Source organism: Pseudomonas sp. PDM19, from assembly GCF_014852215.1.
GTDB lineage: Bacteria > Pseudomonadota > Gammaproteobacteria > Pseudomonadales > Pseudomonadaceae > Pseudomonas.
Window position 1 is genome coordinate 321,716 of the sequence record NZ_JACVBG010000003.1, and the last position, 16,519, is coordinate 338,234.

The 16,519-nt window shown below is 65.3% G+C and carries 17 protein-coding genes and 1 tRNA gene; 12 read left to right on the forward strand and 6 right to left on the reverse strand.

All coding sequences use genetic code 11. The features are described 5' to 3' along the window. Nucleotides 1–28: 28 nt before the first annotated feature. Entirely contained in the window at nucleotides 29–1,171 is a 1,143-nt protein-coding gene (locus IB273_RS17500; RefSeq protein WP_151189391.1) for a slipin family protein, read from the reverse strand. 361 nt (nucleotides 1,172–1,532) lie between these two features. After that, a tRNA-OTHER gene (locus tag IB273_RS17505) sits at nucleotides 1,533–1,605 on the reverse strand. 285 nt (nucleotides 1,606–1,890) lie between these two features. Here IB273_RS17505 and rtcR point away from each other — a divergent pair. From rtcR to IB273_RS17525, 4 genes are read left to right on the forward strand one after another with little or no spacing between them, the layout of a single operon-like run. Next, a complete protein-coding gene (gene rtcR, locus IB273_RS17510; protein ID WP_192224646.1) occupies nucleotides 1,891–3,504 on the forward strand; it encodes an RNA repair transcriptional activator RtcR in 1,614 nt (537 codons plus the stop codon). A 35-nt stretch (nucleotides 3,505–3,539) separates the two neighbouring features. Beyond that, a complete protein-coding gene (locus IB273_RS17515) occupies nucleotides 3,540–4,109 on the forward strand; it encodes an NADAR family protein (RefSeq protein WP_192224647.1) in 570 nt (189 codons plus the stop codon). Next, complete coding sequence (locus IB273_RS17520; protein WP_192224648.1) at nucleotides 4,102–5,058, forward strand: SMI1/KNR4 family protein; 957 nt, start codon at nucleotides 4,102–4,104, stop codon at nucleotides 5,056–5,058. The genes IB273_RS17515 and IB273_RS17520 overlap by 8 nt, the downstream gene beginning before the upstream one ends. Further along, entirely contained in the window at nucleotides 5,055–6,110 is a 1,056-nt protein-coding gene (locus IB273_RS17525; protein WP_192224649.1) for a hypothetical protein, read from the forward strand. Before IB273_RS17520 ends, IB273_RS17525 begins: the two co-directional genes overlap by 4 nt. 47 nt (nucleotides 6,111–6,157) lie before the next feature. On the opposite strand, the gene IB273_RS17530 is transcribed toward IB273_RS17525, so the two are convergent. Then, entirely contained in the window at nucleotides 6,158–8,023 is a 1,866-nt protein-coding gene (locus IB273_RS17530) for a DUF4105 domain-containing protein (protein ID WP_192224650.1), read from the reverse strand. A 61-nt stretch (nucleotides 8,024–8,084) separates the two neighbouring features. Further along, nucleotides 8,085–8,573, reverse strand: a complete 489-nt coding sequence (locus tag IB273_RS17535) for a DUF3015 domain-containing protein (protein ID WP_038803701.1) — start codon at nucleotides 8,571–8,573, stop codon at nucleotides 8,085–8,087. A gap of 231 nt (nucleotides 8,574–8,804) precedes the next feature. Here IB273_RS17535 and IB273_RS17540 point away from each other — a divergent pair, with 231 nt between their 5' ends. From IB273_RS17540 to IB273_RS17565, 6 genes are all read left to right on the forward strand, one after another. After that, on the forward strand, nucleotides 8,805–9,128 hold the full coding sequence (locus IB273_RS17540; protein WP_045217219.1) for a TraR/DksA family transcriptional regulator: 324 nt from the start codon (nucleotides 8,805–8,807) through the stop codon (nucleotides 9,126–9,128). A 96-nt stretch (nucleotides 9,129–9,224) separates the two neighbouring features. Next, a complete protein-coding gene (locus IB273_RS17545) occupies nucleotides 9,225–11,732 on the forward strand; it encodes a Lon protease family protein (RefSeq protein WP_081517329.1) in 2,508 nt (835 codons plus the stop codon). A 146-nt stretch (nucleotides 11,733–11,878) separates the two neighbouring features. Continuing rightward, nucleotides 11,879–12,220, forward strand: a complete 342-nt coding sequence (locus IB273_RS17550; RefSeq protein WP_081517330.1) for a hypothetical protein — start codon at nucleotides 11,879–11,881, stop codon at nucleotides 12,218–12,220. Between the two features lie 187 nt (nucleotides 12,221–12,407). Beyond that, nucleotides 12,408–12,902, forward strand: coding sequence for a TIGR00645 family protein (locus IB273_RS17555; protein ID WP_017521628.1), 495 nt, complete (start codon nucleotides 12,408–12,410; stop codon nucleotides 12,900–12,902). 126 nt (nucleotides 12,903–13,028) lie between these two features. Then, nucleotides 13,029–13,325 carry a DUF6482 family protein gene (locus IB273_RS17560; protein ID WP_045217224.1) on the forward strand — a complete coding sequence of 99 codons (297 nt, stop codon included), beginning with the start codon at nucleotides 13,029–13,031 and terminating at the stop codon, nucleotides 13,323–13,325. 101 nt (nucleotides 13,326–13,426) lie between these two features. Beyond that, entirely contained in the window at nucleotides 13,427–14,044 is a 618-nt protein-coding gene (locus IB273_RS17565; protein ID WP_081517331.1) for an FKBP-type peptidyl-prolyl cis-trans isomerase, read from the forward strand. Nucleotides 14,045–14,177: 133 nt separating this feature from the next. On the opposite strand, the gene IB273_RS17570 is transcribed toward IB273_RS17565, so the two are convergent. Both IB273_RS17570 and IB273_RS17575 read right to left on the reverse strand, forming a co-directional pair. Continuing rightward, on the reverse strand, nucleotides 14,178–14,402 hold the full coding sequence (locus tag IB273_RS17570; protein ID WP_045217230.1) for a hypothetical protein: 225 nt from the start codon (nucleotides 14,400–14,402) through the stop codon (nucleotides 14,178–14,180). A 170-nt stretch (nucleotides 14,403–14,572) separates the two neighbouring features. Next, nucleotides 14,573–15,541 carry a polyprenyl synthetase family protein gene (locus IB273_RS17575; RefSeq protein ID WP_081517332.1) on the reverse strand — a complete coding sequence of 323 codons (969 nt, stop codon included), beginning with the start codon at nucleotides 15,539–15,541 and terminating at the stop codon, nucleotides 14,573–14,575. A 241-nt stretch (nucleotides 15,542–15,782) separates the two neighbouring features. Between IB273_RS17575 and rplU the strand changes: the two genes are divergently transcribed. Further along, a complete protein-coding gene (gene rplU / locus IB273_RS17580) occupies nucleotides 15,783–16,094 on the forward strand; it encodes a 50S ribosomal protein L21 (RefSeq protein ID WP_015475683.1) in 312 nt (103 codons plus the stop codon). Between the two features lie 41 nt (nucleotides 16,095–16,135). Further along, the gene (gene rpmA, locus IB273_RS17585) at nucleotides 16,136–16,393 is read left to right on the forward strand and encodes a 50S ribosomal protein L27 (RefSeq protein WP_017521622.1); all 258 of its coding nucleotides are present in this window, start codon (nucleotides 16,136–16,138) and stop codon (nucleotides 16,391–16,393) included. Nucleotides 16,394–16,519 lie beyond the last annotated feature (126 nt).

The window sequence follows — 16,519 nt, forward strand, 5'->3', positions numbered from 1 at the left end:
GCCGACTCCTGCGCTGGGCAGGCCTTTGTCAGGCCTGCTTCAGCGTTACCAGTCCATTCAATACCTGATCCAGGCCGCCGAATACCGAGATGCGGTCGATTCGTTCGGCTACCCGCTCCAGGGTTTCCAGTTCCTTCAGGCGCAGGGCGGTGGGGTTGTCCTCCATCACCTTGGCTGTGTTCAGCAGCGAGCGGGTCGCCGAGGTTTCCTCGCGGCGACGGATCACGTTCGCCTGCGCCGCCTTCTCCGCCTCCACCACCTGGGCCAGCAGGGTCTTCATCTCGCCCGGCAGGATGATGTCGCGCACGCCCAGGCCGCTGACCTCGATGCCGGTGCCCGGCAGTCGCTCCTTCAGGTAGGCGCTGACCGAGTCGTCGATGAGCTGCTTGTTTTCCAGCAACTCATCCAGCGAGCGGGTGCCCACCGCCGCGCGCAGGCCGAATTGCAGCTCTCGGTAGAGGTGTTCCAGCGGCTTGGACAGGCTGGAAAACGCTGTCAGCACGTCGCTGTAACGCCAGTTGGCGGCCAGGTTCAGGCGCAGGCTCACCTTGTCGCGGGTGAGGATTTCCTGGCCGCTGACTTCCAGCGCCTGGATCCGCGTATCGATCAGCTCCACGCTGACCTGGCGGTTGTAGCGCCAGAAACCGTACTGGCCTGCCGGCAGCAACTCGACCACCGCGCCGTCGACCTTCAGCACGCCGACCTGGTAAGCCGGTACTAGGGTCACCAGCAGCGCCTCGACGCCGACCACGCTGCGACCGCGCAGGTTGCCCTGCATCTGCTGCAACAGCGCCGGAGCCACGCGGTACTCCTGGCTCAGGTCGATGCGCTCCAGGCGCTGTTCGGTCTGGCCTTTCCAGTACAGCCGGCGGCTGCCCGGCGCGAGGATTTCCGCCAGCACGCCGTCCTCGAAGCGCAGGCCGGCCTCGTTCTCGGCCAGGTCCATGCGGGTGAAGTAGCGTTCGACCAGCGCCGGTTCGGACTGGCGCAGGTAGCCAGCCAGGCGGTGTTCGAACAGCGGGGTGTTCAGGCTGAAGGTTTCCACGCTCAGGCGGTTGTACAGGTCCAGATGGCGGTGGATGCCCGGCTCGAGGACTGCCAGGAAATCGCCCTCGGAGTACAGCAGGCCGCGTTCGTTCTTCTTCACGGTAAAGCGCTTCAGCAGTTTCATCTTTCTTCCTTCTTCTGTTGTGCGTGCTTCTGTTGTGCTGGGTGCCGGTGTCCGCCAGCCCGTCGGGTGGCGAGGCGGGGGCCTGCGAGAGCCAGGTGCTGCGGACTGCCTGTCCATTGCGCCGAATCCATCGGCCAGCACTTGCCTTGTCGCGGGCCCGGTCCTCGTACCGGGCGGGCCGGCGGTGGCTTCGGGTCCCTGGCGTGTCCGGCCTTCCTGGCCTCTTTGCGCCTCTCCCGTCGCCCACCGGCGGGGTGTTGCCTTCATGAGTAGCTGCCTTAACAGGGCAGTGTTCGAGCGGGAGTCGAACCCGCGACAGGCCATTTCGTGGATGGCTGCTCTACCGGACTGAGCTATCGAACGGCGCGGGCAGGATTCGAACCTGCGACGGCTCCAGCGAAGTGGAGTGCTCTACCGGGCTGAGCTACCGCGCCATCGACCGTGACTGCTGCAGCGGCATGCACGAAGCCGACACCAGGGGTGGGCTCGGGCACCGGCGGGAGTGGTAGTCCCTGCCCGTGGGCTGCATCAGCGATGCGGTCGAGGGAGATATAGCGAGGGGCGTGCCAGGTTTGTTTTCGGGTGGTGTTCTTTTCTTATAACTATTTGATAAATAACAAGTTAATTATTTATTTGGTGCGGGAGTCCATTCTCGACGATTGGCCGGTTATGGACTTTATGGATATCCTGAGATCGTTATTTATCTTCATGGATAAAAGATGAAAGCCAAGAAAACCGTCGCCATCGGCTTCCTCGGTTCCACCCTGGATCGCGTCGGCAAGGGCGCAGCGCGCTGGCAGAAATGGCGGCCAACGGTCGGCCTGTGCCAACAGCAGGACCTGCTGGTCGACCGCCTGGAACTGATCCATGGGCTGGATGCGCGGGATATCGGGCTGGCCGAGCGCATTGCCGCCGATGTGCGGCTCGTCTCCCCGGAGACCGAGGTGCGCCTGCAGCCCATGGCGCTGCGCAACCCGTGGGACTTTGAGGAGGTCTACGGCGCGCTGCACGATTTCGTCGGCGGCTACGCCTTTGATACCGAGCACGAGGACTACCTGGTGCACATCACCACCGGGACCCACGTCGCGCAGATATGCTGGTTCCTCCTCACCGAGGCGCGCTACCTGCCGGCGCGGCTGGTGCAGGCCTCGCCGGCGCGGCGCAAGGACGAGGCGCGGCAGCCGGAAGGGACGGTCACGGTCATCGACCTCGACCTGTCGCGCTACGACCGCATCGCCACGCGCTTTCGCCGTGAGCAGGAGGAAAGCCTGGCCTTCCTCAAGTCCGGCATCGCCACGCGCAACGCCGACTTCAACCGCTCCATCGAGCAGATCGAGCGGGTTGCCGGGCGCTCCCGCGCGCCGATGCTGCTGATCGGCCCGACCGGCGCCGGCAAGTCGTTCCTTGCTCGCCGCGTGTACGAACTCAAGCGCGCACGGCACCAGTTCCAGGGCCGTTTCGTCGAGGTGAACTGCGCGACCTTGCGCGGCGACGGCGCCATGTCCGCGCTGTTCGGCCACATCAAGGGCGCCTTCACCGGCGCACAGAACGCCCGCGAAGGTCTGTTGCGCGCGGCGGATGGCGGCATGCTGTTCCTCGACGAGATCGGCGAACTGGGCCTGGACGAGCAGGCCATGCTGCTCAAGGCCATCGAAGAGAAGCGCTTCTTCCCGCTGGGCTCGGACCGCGAGGTGGGCAGCGACTTCCAGCTGATCGCCGGCACCCACCGCGATCTGCGCGAGCGGGTGGCCGAGGGGCTGTTCCGCGAGGACCTGTTCGCCCGCATCAACCTCTGGACCTTCGACCTGCCGGGGCTGGCCGGGCGCCGCGAAGACATCGAGCCGAACATCGACTTCGAGCTGGAACGCCACGCCCGCGAGCAGGGTCGCCTGGTGCGCTTCAACCGCGAGGCGCGCACGCGCTACCTGGCTTTCGCCAACTCGGCGCAGGCCTTGTGGAGCGGCAACTTCCGCGAGCTGTCGGCATCCATCACGCGCATGGCGACCCTGGCCGACAGCGGACGGATCGACGAGGCGCTGGTGGAGGAAGAGATCGGCCGGCTGCGCCGCTCCTGGGGCGCGACCCAGGCGCAGAGCTTGCTGGATCGCTTGCTGGGGGAGGAGGGCGCCGAGGCGCTGGACCTGTTCGACCGTCTGCAGCTGGAAGCGGTGATCGACGTCTGCCGGCAGGCGCGCAGCCTGTCCGACGCCGGTCGCCAGCTGTTCGCTGTCTCGCGCCAGGAAAAGCAGAACCCCAACGACGCCGACCGCCTGCGCAAGTACCTGGCGCGCTTCGGCCTGGATTGGTCCGGGATCACCGATGGGGTGCGCTAGAATCGGCGTTTTGCGGTAGCGGCAAGGAGCCGATCATGGAAGAACCGATGAGTGTCGAGCAGCTGTGCCGACGCATCGAGGCGGGCGAGGCGTTCAAGTACCTGTACTTCTGGGGGCATCGCCCGAAGCACTCCGTGGAAGTCGACAAGAGCTGCTTCAGCCAGTGGTTCGAAGCGGCCTTCGAGATCGACGGAGTGACCTACTCCAGTGCCGAGCACTACATGATGGCCGGCAAGGCCCGACTGTTCGGTGACGAGGCGGCGCTGGCGCGGATTCTCGCGGCGCGCACGCCGGCTGAGGCCAAATCCATCGGCCGCGAGATCCTCGGCTTCGACGAGGCTGCCTGGAACGCCGAGCGCCTGGCCATCGTCACTCGCGCCAACCACGCCAAGTTCGGGCAGAACCCGGCCCTGCGCGAATTCCTGCTGGGCACGGGCGATCGCGTGCTGGTCGAGGCCAGCCCGGTGGACGCCATCTGGGGCATCGGCCTGGCGGTCGATCATCCCGACGCGGGCAACCCGGCGCGCTGGCGCGGGCTGAACCTGCTGGGTGTTGCCCTCATGAGCGCGCGCGATGTGCTGCGCCGGGAGAGTCAACATGCCTGAGCTCACGGCTGCCCAGCAGCAACTGCTGCGTGACCACCGCCTGGCCTGGTTCGCCGGGCGCATTATCCATGACGCGCAGCCGCCGATCAGCGATGCCCAACTGGCCGAGGTCGAACAACGCCTGGGCAGCCAACTGCCGCGTGAACTGGTCGCCCTGTGGCGCTGCAGTTTCGGTGGCCGGCTGGATTACGAGCTATGCGTGGACTACGACGGCCACCTCCATCCTTACTCCTTCAACGAATTGTTCTATCCGGACAGCGACGGCTACAACGACCTCTGGGGCTGGCTGGCGCACGAGCAGGAGTGCGCCGAGGAAGTCGCCGAGGAGAATGGTCAGGAGTGGGACGGCCGCGTGGGCTTCCTGCCCATCGGTGGTTTCGAGTACCTGGAGCGGATCTACGTCTGCGTCGAGCCGGAAGAGTTCGGCGCCATCTATGCCTGGAGTCGCGCCTTGCCGCCAGCCTGGCAACTGCGTCTGCATGAGGATGCCCTGACCAGGGTGGCAGACGACCTGTATGGCCTGTTCGCGTTGCTGGGCTTCGATGAAGACCCGTTCGCCGAGGGTGCGGATGCCGGGCAGGAACTACTCGAGGCCCTGGATGAGCTGGCCACCTCGGGCGCCGAGGGCGCAGCGCTGGCGCAACAGCTGCAGGATTCGCTGCGGCCGCTGGTACGCGACTGGCGCACGGCGCTGGAGCAGGGGCGGATTGCCGGTGAGTCCGAGCTGCAACGCCTGGCGCTGACGCATGCGGTGCGCAGCGGCGATATCGCGCTGCTGGAACAGCTGCGCGACCGGGATTGCGACCTTGGCCGGCTGCTGACCGGCGGCGGCAATGCGCCGGTGCATGCGCGGGTGATGCAGCGCGAGACGGTGATCCGCTGGTTCGCCGAGCAAGGCGTCGCGGAGTATCAGCTCGATGACCCGGCGGCCCGTGGAGAGACGCCATGACCTGCGAAACCACTCTGCCAGAATCGCTGGTCGAGTTCCTGCGCCAGCCGGTGAGTGCACCGGAGGATCGGGTCGAGGCGCAGGATTTCGTCCGCCGCTCCGATGTCCGCGAGCTGTACCGCGACACCCTGGGCACGCCCCTTGCGGACACGATGCTTGCCCAGTGCGCGGCATTGTTTCCCGAGCTCAATCCCAACCGCGCATCGCTGCTGGCGCTGTTCTGCGGCAGTTGGGTGGAAGGTGGTGCCAGCCCGCGTATTGCCTTCGCCGCGGTGCTCGGCGCGTTGGCGCGTGCGCTGGCGATGCTGCGTCCGTACTGCGCTGACGAAGAGGTCGAGGACGACGAAGAAGCGCAGGCCGCCGCCCGGCAGGCCCGCGCGCGGCTCGATAGCCTGACGCCTTCGCAGTCGCTACTCATCGACAGCGCGCATCCTGCGGTCGATCTGCTGGTGCTGCCGCTGATGACCATGCTGATGCGTTCGCGGGAAAATCACCGCGATTTCCTGGCCAATGGCGAGCTGCTCCGCGACATCGATGCAATGGTGAAATCCAACACCACGCTGCCCTTCGAGAATCTGCACTTCCTCGACCATGCCGCGGCGCTGACCTACGAAGACGAGCTGGTGGTTGTGCTGCCCGCGACGCGCAGTGGTCTGGTGGTGAGTGCGCAGGGTATCAATTGCAACTTCCATGCGTTCTCCCTGCTGCAGCCGCTGTTGGCTGCCCATGGTGAGCAGCTCGGGTTGCGGGTCGCGGCACCGCTCCCGGTTGCCGATGTGCCGCGGGAAGACAGCGCACAGTACCTGTGGCTGCAGGCCTTCGCCTTCGAGAAGGGCGAGCTGGTCAACAATCTGGCCTGGGCGTGGGGCGAGGCGCCGCTGCGCAGCAATAGCCGCAGGCATGGCCGCTGCGTACTGATTGCGCTGGATACCGCAGAGGGTGTGTCACGCTCCTGGTCGGGCTTTGCCGATCGGCTGCACGATGCGCATCAGCCGTCGGTGGAACTGGTGCGTTTCCTCAGTGCGGAAGAAGTGGCTGCCTATCTGGAGTGACGCCGGCGAAGGCGCGCACGGCATTGGCCGCAGCGCGCCTTCCCCGGTCAGTAGTGGTACCAGCGCAGTTCCAGCATCACTTCGTTGCGCGGACTGGCCTCATGGCTGAATTCGCGCTGGGCCGACAGGCGCAGGCCGAGGTTGCGGCCCAGTTCCACCTGCTGGCCGAAGCTCAGGGTGCGGCGCACTTCGCCGTTGTGGAAGTAGTCGCCCTTGCCCTCGAGGCTGAGGTTGCCCAGCGGGTTGCTCCACAGCACGCCGGTGTCGAAGCCCATGGCCGGGGCGATGGTGGCGGCGAAGTCCTGGTTGTTCTCGATGCGCGCGGTGCCCAGGGCATAGGCCTGCAGGTCGTCGGAGAGCTTCCAACTGCCGCCGGCGCCGCCGTTGAGGTGGCCGACCAGGGTGTCGTGGTCGTTGTCGCTGTGCTTGCCGATCACTCGTTCCCAGCCGCCGGCAACCTGCCAGGACAGCGGTTTCAGCAGCTCGTTGCGCGGCGTCATGGAGCGGATGGTGACCAGGTCCAGTTGCTGCAGCTGCCAGCGGTTGCCTTCGTACTGGCGCAGCTTGAGCTGGCCGATCTCGATCTGCGCGCCGAGGGGGAAGCCGTAGGCGTTGTCGTCGAGGTCGTGGTAGGCCATGCGCAGGCCGTACTGGGCGAAAGCTTCGCCGTCGCGGCTGCCGGCGCCTACCTGCCAGGTGCGCGATTCGTGGCCGTTTTCCGGCTGGCCGGGGCGCTCCACGTCCAGCGCCGGCGGTGGGTTCTTGTTGATCGCCTTGAGCAGGTTGTAGCTGCGCGAGGCAGTGGACTGGTCGCGTTCCTGGCCGGTGGCGCGGTAGCGCACCAGGCGGAAGGCGGTGTCCTGCACCAGCGCCTGGCGGTCGGCGGGCAGGGCGGCGAACTCGGGGCTTTGCAGCTGACTGTCGTCGTCGGCGATGTGGCGGGCCAGCACCTTCTCGTCGTGGCTCAACGGTTCACCGCGGGCCAGCAGTTCGCGCTCGCGGGAGGGGCGGTAGTCCACCCGGTCGATCAGCCCGGCGTCCTTCACTGCGCGCACCGTGTCGGTGGGGATGGCGGTGAGCGGGAAGTGGTCGGTGAGCTCAGTTCCGGGGCGGGCGATCTCCAGCAGCTCCAGCAGGCGGAAGGAGCAGTTCTCGTCGAAGAAGTAGTACTTGAAGCGGATCTGCTTCAGCTCCCAGACGTGCTCGACCATGCGCGCAGTTTCTTCCGGCGTCAGGTTCAGGCGGTATTCCCAGAGGTCGCGGTTCTCCAGGCGGCTGTATTCGGAGAGCTTCTCGCGGTAGGGCACCAGGGCGAACAGGCCGGGATAGCCGCCCATCAGGCCCTTCCAGGCGTAGAGGATGCTGTTGTCCATGCCCTCGATGTAGGCGCCGAAGTTGAGCGCGTAGCTGAGCAGGGCGGTGTTGTCGGAGTCGACGTCGGCCTGGTCGATGCGCAGCAGGGTGTGGCCGAACATCGAGGACGGGCTGTTCAGGTAGGCGGCCGGGAACACCAGCACGGCGCTGTGCGGGTTGATGTCCTGGTACCAGGTGGTGAATTCCTTGCACTCCACGGCCGGCAGGTCATCGAGCTGCAATTGCTGGCGCAGCCAGCGGGTGCGCGCCGGGTACACGCACTGGGCGTGCTTGTCGCCGAGGCTGGCCGGGGCGTAGAGCGCCTTCACGGTGGCGGCCAGTTCCGACTGCGGATGGCGGTCTCCGTCCTTGGCGAGGAAGAACTTCGGGTCGTCGACGAAGCTGCGCCAGCCACCGAGCTTGGCGTGCTCGTAGTGACCCAGGGCCAGCCAGTAGGGCTCGTCGGCCAGGCTCTGCAGGCGTTGTGAGTCGATCGCCGGCGAAGCCAGCAGTGGGGTGCAGGCGCACAGCGCCATCCAGGGCAACAGGCGTTTGGGCATCGAGTGGGCTACTGGGAGGGAAGGGTGAGCCCGCCCTCAGGAGGCGGGCTCGCGTTGGCCATCAGGCCTGTTCGGCGTACTTGGCCAGGGTGCTGTCCTGTTTCAGGACGGCCTGGGTGTTGGCGTAGACGTCTTCGGCGGTGACGTCGGACTTGTTGAATATCTGCGCGAAGTGCTCGTGGGTGACCTGGGCGAAGTGTGCGCGGTCCTCGGGCTTCACGCCCAGCACGACGGCGTAGGTGGTCAGCGCTTCGCCGTCACCCTTGGCCATGTCTTCGGAGAGCTCGTCCATCATGCTGCTGAGCACGATCATCGGCTTGCCGCCGTAGGTCAGCGCGCCGTTGGTGTGGCAACCGTTGGTGCCGGTGGTCATGCCGAAGGTGTTGTTGCCGCTGGTGCCGTTGGTGGTGGCTGCCAGGACGTGGGTGGCGGTGCCGCGCTGGCCCTTGAACAGCATGTTGCCCCAGCCGCAGCCGTCGCTGCCGGGGGCATCGGCGAGGGCGCTCAGGGAGGCGGTGGCGAGGAGGGTACCGAGCAGAATCCTTTTCATCGTTTTTCTCTCTTTTTGAGGTCGGGGACCGGTGAACAGTCGCTGACAGCAAAACAGCGCCTGGTCAGAGCTTTTCTCCAATGCCTTGCGAGTGTCAAGGCAACCGCTGCCGCAGCCAGTATGGCCGGTCACGGCTGAATGGGCCGGGATGACCGGCAGTTGATCGGCATCAGCGGCGGAAGTCTTGGAACCGACCACACTTGAATCAGTTCCCCTTGCGAGGAAGTAGTCATGGTCGATTTCGATCCACGGCCAGCGCTGGACCAGTTGGCGGCCGAGTATTCCAAGCGTGCCGAAGCCATCCGCCGCGACCTCGGTCGCAGCCATTCCCCGGACTTCGCCGAGCAGGCCCAGCAGCGGCAGAACGACGACGTGCTGCGCGCCTTGCTCGCCGAAGCCGACGCGGGCATGCGCCTGGTGGGCCTGGCGCGCCTGCGCCTGGCTGACGGCACCTACGGCGAGTGCGCGCGCTGCGGCGAGGCCATCGAGGAGCGCCGCCTGCGCGCGCTGCCGGCCGCCGAGCACTGCCTGCGCTGCGCCGATGCGGTGGACTGAAACTGTCACCAATACTGCCTTGCCAGTGGCGCGCGGGCGGCGCGAGAATGCGGTCGAATCTCCGCGGCCTCGCGCCGCCCGAAGCAAGGACCTCCAATGCCCGATTCCGTTGCTGCCGGCCTGCGCCTGGCGCCCGATGAACTGACCCGCCCCTTCACCCCCGAACAGTTTCCCTTCAAGACCACCGAAGAACTGGAGCCTTTCCTGGGCGTGCTCGGACAGGAGCGCGCGGTCGAGGCGCTGCAGTTCGGCGTGGCGATGCCGCGTCCGGGTTACAACGTATTCGTCATGGGCGAACCGGGAACCGGTCGCTTCTCCTTTGTGCAGCGCTATCTGAAGGCCGAGGGCAAGCGCCTGCCGACGCCGGCCGACTGGGTCTACGTCAACAATTTCGACGATTCGCGCGAGCCGCGCGTGATCGAGCTGCCGCCGGGCAGCGCTGCCGAGTTCGGCACCGATATCGACCACCTGATCGACAACCTGCTCTCCACCTTCCCCTCGGTGTTCGAGAACCCGGCCTACCAGCAGAAGAAGAGCGCCATCGACCGCGCCTTCAACCAGCGTTACGACAAGGCCCTGGACACCGTCGAGCGCCTGGCGCTGGAGAAGGAGGTCGCCCTCTACCGCGACAGCTCCAACATCGCCTTCACCCCGATGAAGGACGGCAAGGCGCTGGATGAAGCCGATTTCGCCCAGCTGCCGGAAGAGGAGCGCGAGCGCTTCCATGCCGACATCGCCGACCTGGAGGAGCACCTCAACGAGGAGCTTTCCAGCCTGCCGCAGTGGAAGCGCGAGTCGAGCAACCAGCTGCGCCAGCTCAACGAGGAAACCATCACCCTGGCGCTGCAGCCACTGCTGGCGCCGTTGGTGGAGAAGTACAACAACAACTCCGGGGTCAGCGCCTACCTGCAGGCCATGCAGCTCAACCTGCTGAAGACCGTGGTCGACCAGCTGGTGGACGCCGAGCGCACCGACCCGCAGCGCAAGCAGAGCCTGGAAGAGCAGTACGCGCCGAACCAGGCGATCGGCCACCATGCCACCAGCGGCGCGCCGGTGGTGTTCGAGTCGCACCCGACCTACGACAACCTGTTCGGACGCATCGAGTACGCCTCCGACCAGGGCGCGCTCTACACCAGCTACCGCCAGCTGCGCCCCGGTGCTCTGCACCGCGCCAACGGCGGCTTCCTGGTGCTGGAGGCGGAGAAGCTGCTGAGCGAGCCGTTCGTCTGGGACGCCCTCAAGCGCGCGCTGCAGTCGCGCCAGCTGAAGATGGAATCGCCCCTGGCCGAACTCGGCCGCCTCACCGCCATGAGCCTGACGCCCCAGGTGATCCCGCTGAACATCAAGGTGATCATCATCGGCTCGCGGCAGATCTACTACACGCTGCAGGACCTCGATCCGGACTTCCAGGAGATGTTCCGCGTGCTGGTGGACTTCGACGAGGACATCCCGCTCGCCGAGGACAGCCTCGAACAGTTCGCCCAGCTGCTCAAGACCCGCACCTCGGAAGAGGGCCTGGCGCCGCTCAGCCGTGAAGCCGTGGCGCGCCTGGCGACCTACAGCGCCCGCCTGGCTGAACACCAGGGTCGCCTCTCGGCACGCATCGGCGACCTGTTCCAGTTGGTCAGCGAAGCGGACTTCATCCGCCAGCTGGCCGGCCAGGAAGTGACCGACCTGGGACACATCGAGCGTGCCCTGAAGGCCAAGGAAACCCGCACTGGCCGCGTGTCGGCGCGGATTCTCGACGACATCCTTGCCGGCATCATCCTGATCGACAGCGAAGGCGCCGCGGTGGGCAAGTGCAACGGCCTGACCGTGCTGGAAGTCGGCGACTCCGCCTTCGGCATGCCGGCGCGCATCTCCGCCACCGTCTATCCGGGCGGCAGTGGCATCGTCGATATCGAGCGCGAGGTCAACCTCGGCCAGCCGATCCACTCCAAGGGCGTGATGATCCTCACCGGCTACCTCGGCAGCCGCTACGCCCAGGAATTCCCCCTGGAGATTTCCGCGAGCATCGCCCTGGAGCAGTCCTATGGCTACGTGGACGGCGACAGTGCCTCGCTGGGCGAGGTCTGCACGCTGATCTCCGCCCTGTCGCGCACGCCGCTGCGGCAATGTTTCGCCATCACCGGTTCGATCAACCAGTTCGGCGAAGTGCAGGCGGTCGGTGGGGTCAACGAGAAGATCGAAGGCTTCTTCCGCCTCTGCGAGGCGCGTGGCCTGACCGGCGAGCAGGGGGTGATCATCCCGCGTGCCAACGTCGCCACCCTGATGCTCGACGAGCGCGTGCTGCAGGCGGTGCGCAACGGCCAGTTCCACATCTACGCCGTGCGCCAGGCCGACGAGGCGCTGAGCCTGCTGGTCGGCGAGCCTGCCGGTGCGCCGGATGCCAAGGGCCACTTCCCCAAGGGCAGCGTCAACGCCCGTGTCGTCGAGCGCCTGAAGGAAATCTCCGAGCTGGGCATGGACGAGGAAGAGAAGGAAAAACCGGCCAAGGAGCCCGCCGCCGCCAAGCCCGCCAGCAAACCGAAGGCGGAGAAGGTGCCGGTGGAAAAGGCTCCTGTGGAGAAAGAGCGCGCCCGCAAGAAGAAGGACGTCGACTGATTGACGTCAGGACAGGGGCGCCGCTTCGGCGTCCTGTCCGCGCGTTTTACACTCCGTTGTCTACAAGATGTCGGGATAAATCCGCGCTTTCGCGTGTCGGAACCTGGGTGTAGTCTCGAACTCAGGACAACCGCGAGGGTGCCGCCATGCCGCGTAACCTCTGCCTTATCCGCCCCTGTCTGGGGCTGACTACGCGCATCGAGTGCGAGATCAGGCCGCTGGCCGGAGAGAATGGACTCTGGACCTTGTTGTGCGCTGCCGGGATGTCCGGCGCGCAGCCCACCGCCATCAAGGCGCAGGGCCCGTTCTGCGGGCCTTTCGTGGCCGAAGGCGTGCTTGAGGCAATCTCCGACTGCCTGGCCCAGCAGGGCTACATCGTGGCGGAGGATCCCCCCATCTGGCAGTTGCACCTGCAGGGCGAACTGCGCCGCCTGAACGGCGAACGCTCACGCCATGTCGGCAACTTCCAGTTCCGCCCCGAAGGCTGACGGCCGCTTGCGCAGGCCCTGCACAATCCGCTGAAGCTCGCGGGGCGCCTGTTCGCTACGGTTCCACACCGTGGCCGTTGCCTATTTATCCACAGACATATTTATCCATAGAAAGCCGGGAAAACTCGCAAAAGCCATCCGCTATACTGCCGCGGCCCTTTTTCCCAATACTTCACCTGCGAGCACCATGGAACGATTCGTCGAAAACTCCCTGTACGCCGCGCGCTGGCTGCTGGCGCCGATCTACATCGGCCTGTCGCTGGCCCTGCTGGCGCTGACCATCAAATTCTTCCAGGAAATCTTCCATATCCTGCCCAGCATCTTCAGCATCGCCGAGGCGGACCTGATCCTGGTGCTGCTGTCGCTGATCGACATGGCGCTGGTCGGTGGCCTGCTGGTGATGGTGATGTTCTCCGGCTACGAGAACTTCGTCTCGCAGCTGGACATCGATGAAGGCAAGGAAAAGCTCAGCTGGCTCGGCAAGATGGACGCCAGTTCGCTGAAGAACAAGGTGGCCGCCTCCATCGTGGCGATCTCCTCGATCCACCTGCTGCGCATTTTCATGGACGCCAAGAACATCGAAGACAACAAGCTGATGTGGTACGTGATCATGCACCTCACCTTCGTCCTCTCGGCTTTCGCCATGGGCTACCTGGACAAGGCCACGCGCCACGACCACTAAGGCGTTGCTGCGTCATTCCCGCCGCCCGGCCGTTGCAAAACGGACGGGCGGTTGCGTTTTCGGCTTGCGGTGAGCGCCTGCTGTACAAGACTTTTTGCGTGGATCAATCCGCAGGAGGTGCAGCACATGAATCTGCAGGAACTGACCAGCCGCTCCGTCGCCGGCGACATCGACGAAATCAACCTGGTGTCGCTGGAAGGCGATATCTACGTGCTGGAGGCACGGATGGGCGCGCGCTTCTATCCGGTCCAGGACGAGGCCGGGCATGTCATCAGCGTGCGTTCGGTCGCCCATGCGCGGGAGGTGCTCAAGGCGCTGCCCAACGTCCCGTTCCATCTGGTGCACGCGGTGGTGCATGACGAGATGTGCGGCATGGACGACGAGCGCGACATCGGCGCCGGCGTGACCATCCCGTTGCACTGAGTCAGTTGCGCGGCGCGCTGCGCGAGGCTCGCGCGGTGGGGGAGGCGGTGCATCTGTGCTAGGCTGGCGGCCCTTTTTTGAACCCCCAGCGGAGCGCCGCCATGAGCGAACTCAACCTTTCCACCGACGAAGCCCGCGTCAGCTACGGCATCGGCCGTCAGCTGGGCGACCAGCTGCGCGAGAACCCGGTTCCGGGCATGACCCTGGACGCCATCGTGGCCGGCTTGTCCGACGCCTACGCCGGCGCTGAAAGCCGCGTTCCGGGCGAAGTCCTGTCCGCCAGCTTCCAGGTGATCCGCGAGCGCATGCAGGCCGAAGCCCAGGCGAAAGCCGAGGCCGCCGCAGCCGTAGGCCGCGAGTACCTAGTGGAAAACGCCAAGCGCGAAGGCGTGACTGTCCTGCCGTCCGGCCTGCAGTACGAGGTGCTGACCACCGGCGAAGGCGCCAAGCCGTCCCGCGAAGACACCGTGCGTACCCACTACCACGGCACCCTGGTCGACGGCACCGTCTTCGACAGCTCCTACGAGCGCGGCCAGCCGGCCGAATTCCCGGTGGGCGGTGTGATCGCCGGCTGGGTCGAGGCGCTGCAACTGATGAACGCCGGCAGCAAATGGCGCCTGCATGTGCCGAGCGAGCTGGCCTATGGCGGCCAGGCCGTCGGCAGCATCCCGCCGCACAGCGTGCTGGTATTCGACGTCGAGCTGCTGGAAATCCTCTGATTCCCGAAGGTTCGCTGCGCAGTGCCATCCCTGGCAACTGCGCAGGAAAAGGGGCGCTCAGGCGCCCCTTTGTGCATCCGCCTCCCGGGCGGCGGAGCACCGATGGCGCTTCCTGCGCCATCGTAAAGTGCGTCTAGCGCAGCGCGCGGGCGTAACAGAACAGGAACAGGTTGCGCACCAGCTCCTTGAGGACCAGCGGTTCGCTGGTATTGAGCTCGGACAACTCCAGGCCGCCCTGTTCGCGCAGTTCATCCAGCGCTTCTTCTTCCAGCACCGCGCAGACTTCCCCGGTGTCCCGATGCAGGATGCGCAGGTAGGGGTGCGGGCGATCCAGCCAGGCGTCGATCATGTAGGTCATGGCGTGTTCCTCCGTGCAGACCGTTTAATGAGAATAATTCTTATTATCTTAATAGCAAGCCTGAATTGGAAAAATTTTTACGCAGGCGACGATCTGTTGTTCCCGGTCAAAAGACAGGCAACAAAAAGCCCGCCGTGGCGAACCGGGGCGGGCTTTGGTGAAGCGGCAGATCAGTGCGTGCGGGCGACGGCGAACTCGGCCAGTTCGATCAGCGCGGCGCGGTATTCGTTGTCCGGCAGCGCCTTCAGGCAGTCGATGGCGCGGGCAGCGTACTCGCGGGCCAGGTTGGCGGTGTAGTCCAGCGCGCCGGCGGCTTCCACGGCGGCGCGGATGCCTTCCAGGTCCTGGCTGCCGCCCTGCTGGATGGCCTTGCGCACCAGCGCAGCCTGTTCCGGGGTGCCGTCGCGCATGGTGGCGATCAGCGGCAGGGTGGGCTTGCCTTCGGCGAGGTCGTCGCCGACGTTCTTGCCCAGGCTGGCGGCGTCGCCGCGGTAGTCGAGCAGGTCGTCCACCAGCTGGAAGGCGATCCCCAGGGCGTCACCGAACAGGCGCAGCGCCTCGGATTGCTCCGGCTGGGCGTTGGCCAGCGCGGCGGCGCTGTGGGTGGAGGCTTCGAAGAGCATCGCGGTCTTGCCGCGGATGACTTCCATGTAGGTTTCTTCGGTGGTGCTGGCGTCGCGGACCTTGGACAGCTGCAGCACTTCGCCTTCGGCGATCACGCGGGTGGCCTGGGAAATGATGCGCATGACCGGCATGGAGCCCAATTCGACCATCATTTCGAAGGAGCGCGCATAAAGGAAGTCGCCCACCAGCACGCTCGGTGCGTTGCCCCACTGGGCATTGGCGGTGGCGCGGCCGCGGCGCAGGCCGGAGGCGTCGACCACGTCGTCGTGCAGCAGGGTCGAGGTGTGCAGGAATTCGATGGTGGCGGCCAGCAGCTTCAGGTCATCGCCCGAATAGCCCAGGGCCTTGCCCGAGAGGAGCACCAGCAGCGGGCGAAGACGCTTGCCGCCGGCGGAGATGATGTAGTCGCCGATCTTTTCCACCAGGGGAACGCGGGAAGTGAGTTGGCGACGGATGATGCCGTCGACGGCGGTGAAGTCGTCCGCCACCACGCGATAGAAAGCCTGGGGTTGCATTAAAGACAGCGCTCCTCGTAGATTGCGCGGCATGCTAGGTGCCGCTGTTTGGGCTGTCAAGGCAAGGCCCCATGGGGCTTGATCCGCACCAGGGGTTTGCGTACAATCGCGGCCCCGAACTTCCCTGGCATATCCTGCCTTACGCAATTGCACGGGCGTCCTTTCCGGCCCCATGCAGCCATGCCGACCGATTCCTCTTTCTATAAAGCGTCGGGTGAGCAGGTCTAACGGAGACATCCAGATGTACGCAGTAATTGTTACTGGTGGCAAGCAATACAAAGTCACCGAAGGCGAATTCCTCAAGGTCGAGAAGCTCGACGTTGCCACCGGCGAAGCGATCAACCTGGATCGCATCCTGCTGGTCGCCAACGGCGATGACGTCAAGATCGGCCTGCCGGTGGTAGAAGGCGCGAAAGTGACCGCAGAAGTGGTTTCCCACGGTCGTCACGACAAAGTGCGCATCATCAAGTTCCGCCGCCGCAAGCACCACATGAAGCGTCAGGGCCACCGCCAGTGGTTCACTGAAATCAAAATCACCGGCATCCAGGCCTAATTCCTTTTTAGGGCTGCTTCCTGTTTTAGGAGAATTGACTCATGGCACACAAAAAAGCTGGCGGTAGTACCCGCAACGGCCGCGACTCAGAAAGCAAACGCCTTGGCGTGAAGCTGTTCGGTAGCCAGGCTGTGAAAGCAGGCAACATCATCGTGCGTCAGCGCGGTACCCAGTTCCACGCTGGCTACGGCGTTGGTATGGGCAAGGATCACACCCTGTTCGCTAAAGTCGACGGCGTGATCAAGTTCGAAGTGAAAGGCGCCTTTGGCCGTCGCTATGTAAGCGTCGTCGCTGCCTAAGCGAGCTCTCACTGAAAAAGCCCTGTCTCGCGACGGGGCTTTTTTGTTTCTGGCGTTTCCAGGCGAGGTGCTGCCGGTTCGGGCGTTTGCGCGGACTTGGCTGTATCCTATGCTCCTTTTCTTATT

What these genes read in the sequence shown, in the direction of transcription:
- IB273_RS17500 (WP_151189391.1), bottom strand. Translation starts at nt 1,171, where the DNA reads ATGAAACTGCTGAAGCGCTTTACCGTGAAGAAGAACGAACGCGGCCTG.
- rtcR (WP_192224646.1), top strand. Translation starts at nt 1,891, where the DNA reads ATGAAAGCCAAGAAAACCGTCGCCATCGGCTTCCTCGGTTCCACCCTG.
- IB273_RS17515 (WP_192224647.1), top strand. Translation starts at nt 3,540, where the DNA reads ATGGAAGAACCGATGAGTGTCGAGCAGCTGTGCCGACGCATCGAGGCG.
- IB273_RS17520 (WP_192224648.1), top strand. Translation starts at nt 4,102, where the DNA reads ATGCCTGAGCTCACGGCTGCCCAGCAGCAACTGCTGCGTGACCACCGC.
- IB273_RS17525 (WP_192224649.1), top strand. Translation starts at nt 5,055, where the DNA reads ATGACCTGCGAAACCACTCTGCCAGAATCGCTGGTCGAGTTCCTGCGC.
- IB273_RS17530 (WP_192224650.1), bottom strand. Translation starts at nt 8,023, where the DNA reads ATGCCCAAACGCCTGTTGCCCTGGATGGCGCTGTGCGCCTGCACCCCA.
- IB273_RS17535 (WP_038803701.1), bottom strand. Translation starts at nt 8,573, where the DNA reads ATGAAAAGGATTCTGCTCGGTACCCTCCTCGCCACCGCCTCCCTGAGC.
- IB273_RS17540 (WP_045217219.1), top strand. Translation starts at nt 8,805, where the DNA reads ATGGTCGATTTCGATCCACGGCCAGCGCTGGACCAGTTGGCGGCCGAG.
- IB273_RS17545 (WP_081517329.1), top strand. Translation starts at nt 9,225, where the DNA reads ATGCCCGATTCCGTTGCTGCCGGCCTGCGCCTGGCGCCCGATGAACTG.
- IB273_RS17550 (WP_081517330.1), top strand. Translation starts at nt 11,879, where the DNA reads ATGCCGCGTAACCTCTGCCTTATCCGCCCCTGTCTGGGGCTGACTACG.
- IB273_RS17555 (WP_017521628.1), top strand. Translation starts at nt 12,408, where the DNA reads ATGGAACGATTCGTCGAAAACTCCCTGTACGCCGCGCGCTGGCTGCTG.
- IB273_RS17560 (WP_045217224.1), top strand. Translation starts at nt 13,029, where the DNA reads ATGAATCTGCAGGAACTGACCAGCCGCTCCGTCGCCGGCGACATCGAC.
- IB273_RS17565 (WP_081517331.1), top strand. Translation starts at nt 13,427, where the DNA reads ATGAGCGAACTCAACCTTTCCACCGACGAAGCCCGCGTCAGCTACGGC.
- IB273_RS17570 (WP_045217230.1), bottom strand. Translation starts at nt 14,402, where the DNA reads ATGACCTACATGATCGACGCCTGGCTGGATCGCCCGCACCCCTACCTG.
- IB273_RS17575 (WP_081517332.1), bottom strand. Translation starts at nt 15,541, where the DNA reads ATGCAACCCCAGGCTTTCTATCGCGTGGTGGCGGACGACTTCACCGCC.
- rplU (WP_015475683.1), top strand. Translation starts at nt 15,783, where the DNA reads ATGTACGCAGTAATTGTTACTGGTGGCAAGCAATACAAAGTCACCGAA.
- rpmA (WP_017521622.1), top strand. Translation starts at nt 16,136, where the DNA reads ATGGCACACAAAAAAGCTGGCGGTAGTACCCGCAACGGCCGCGACTCA.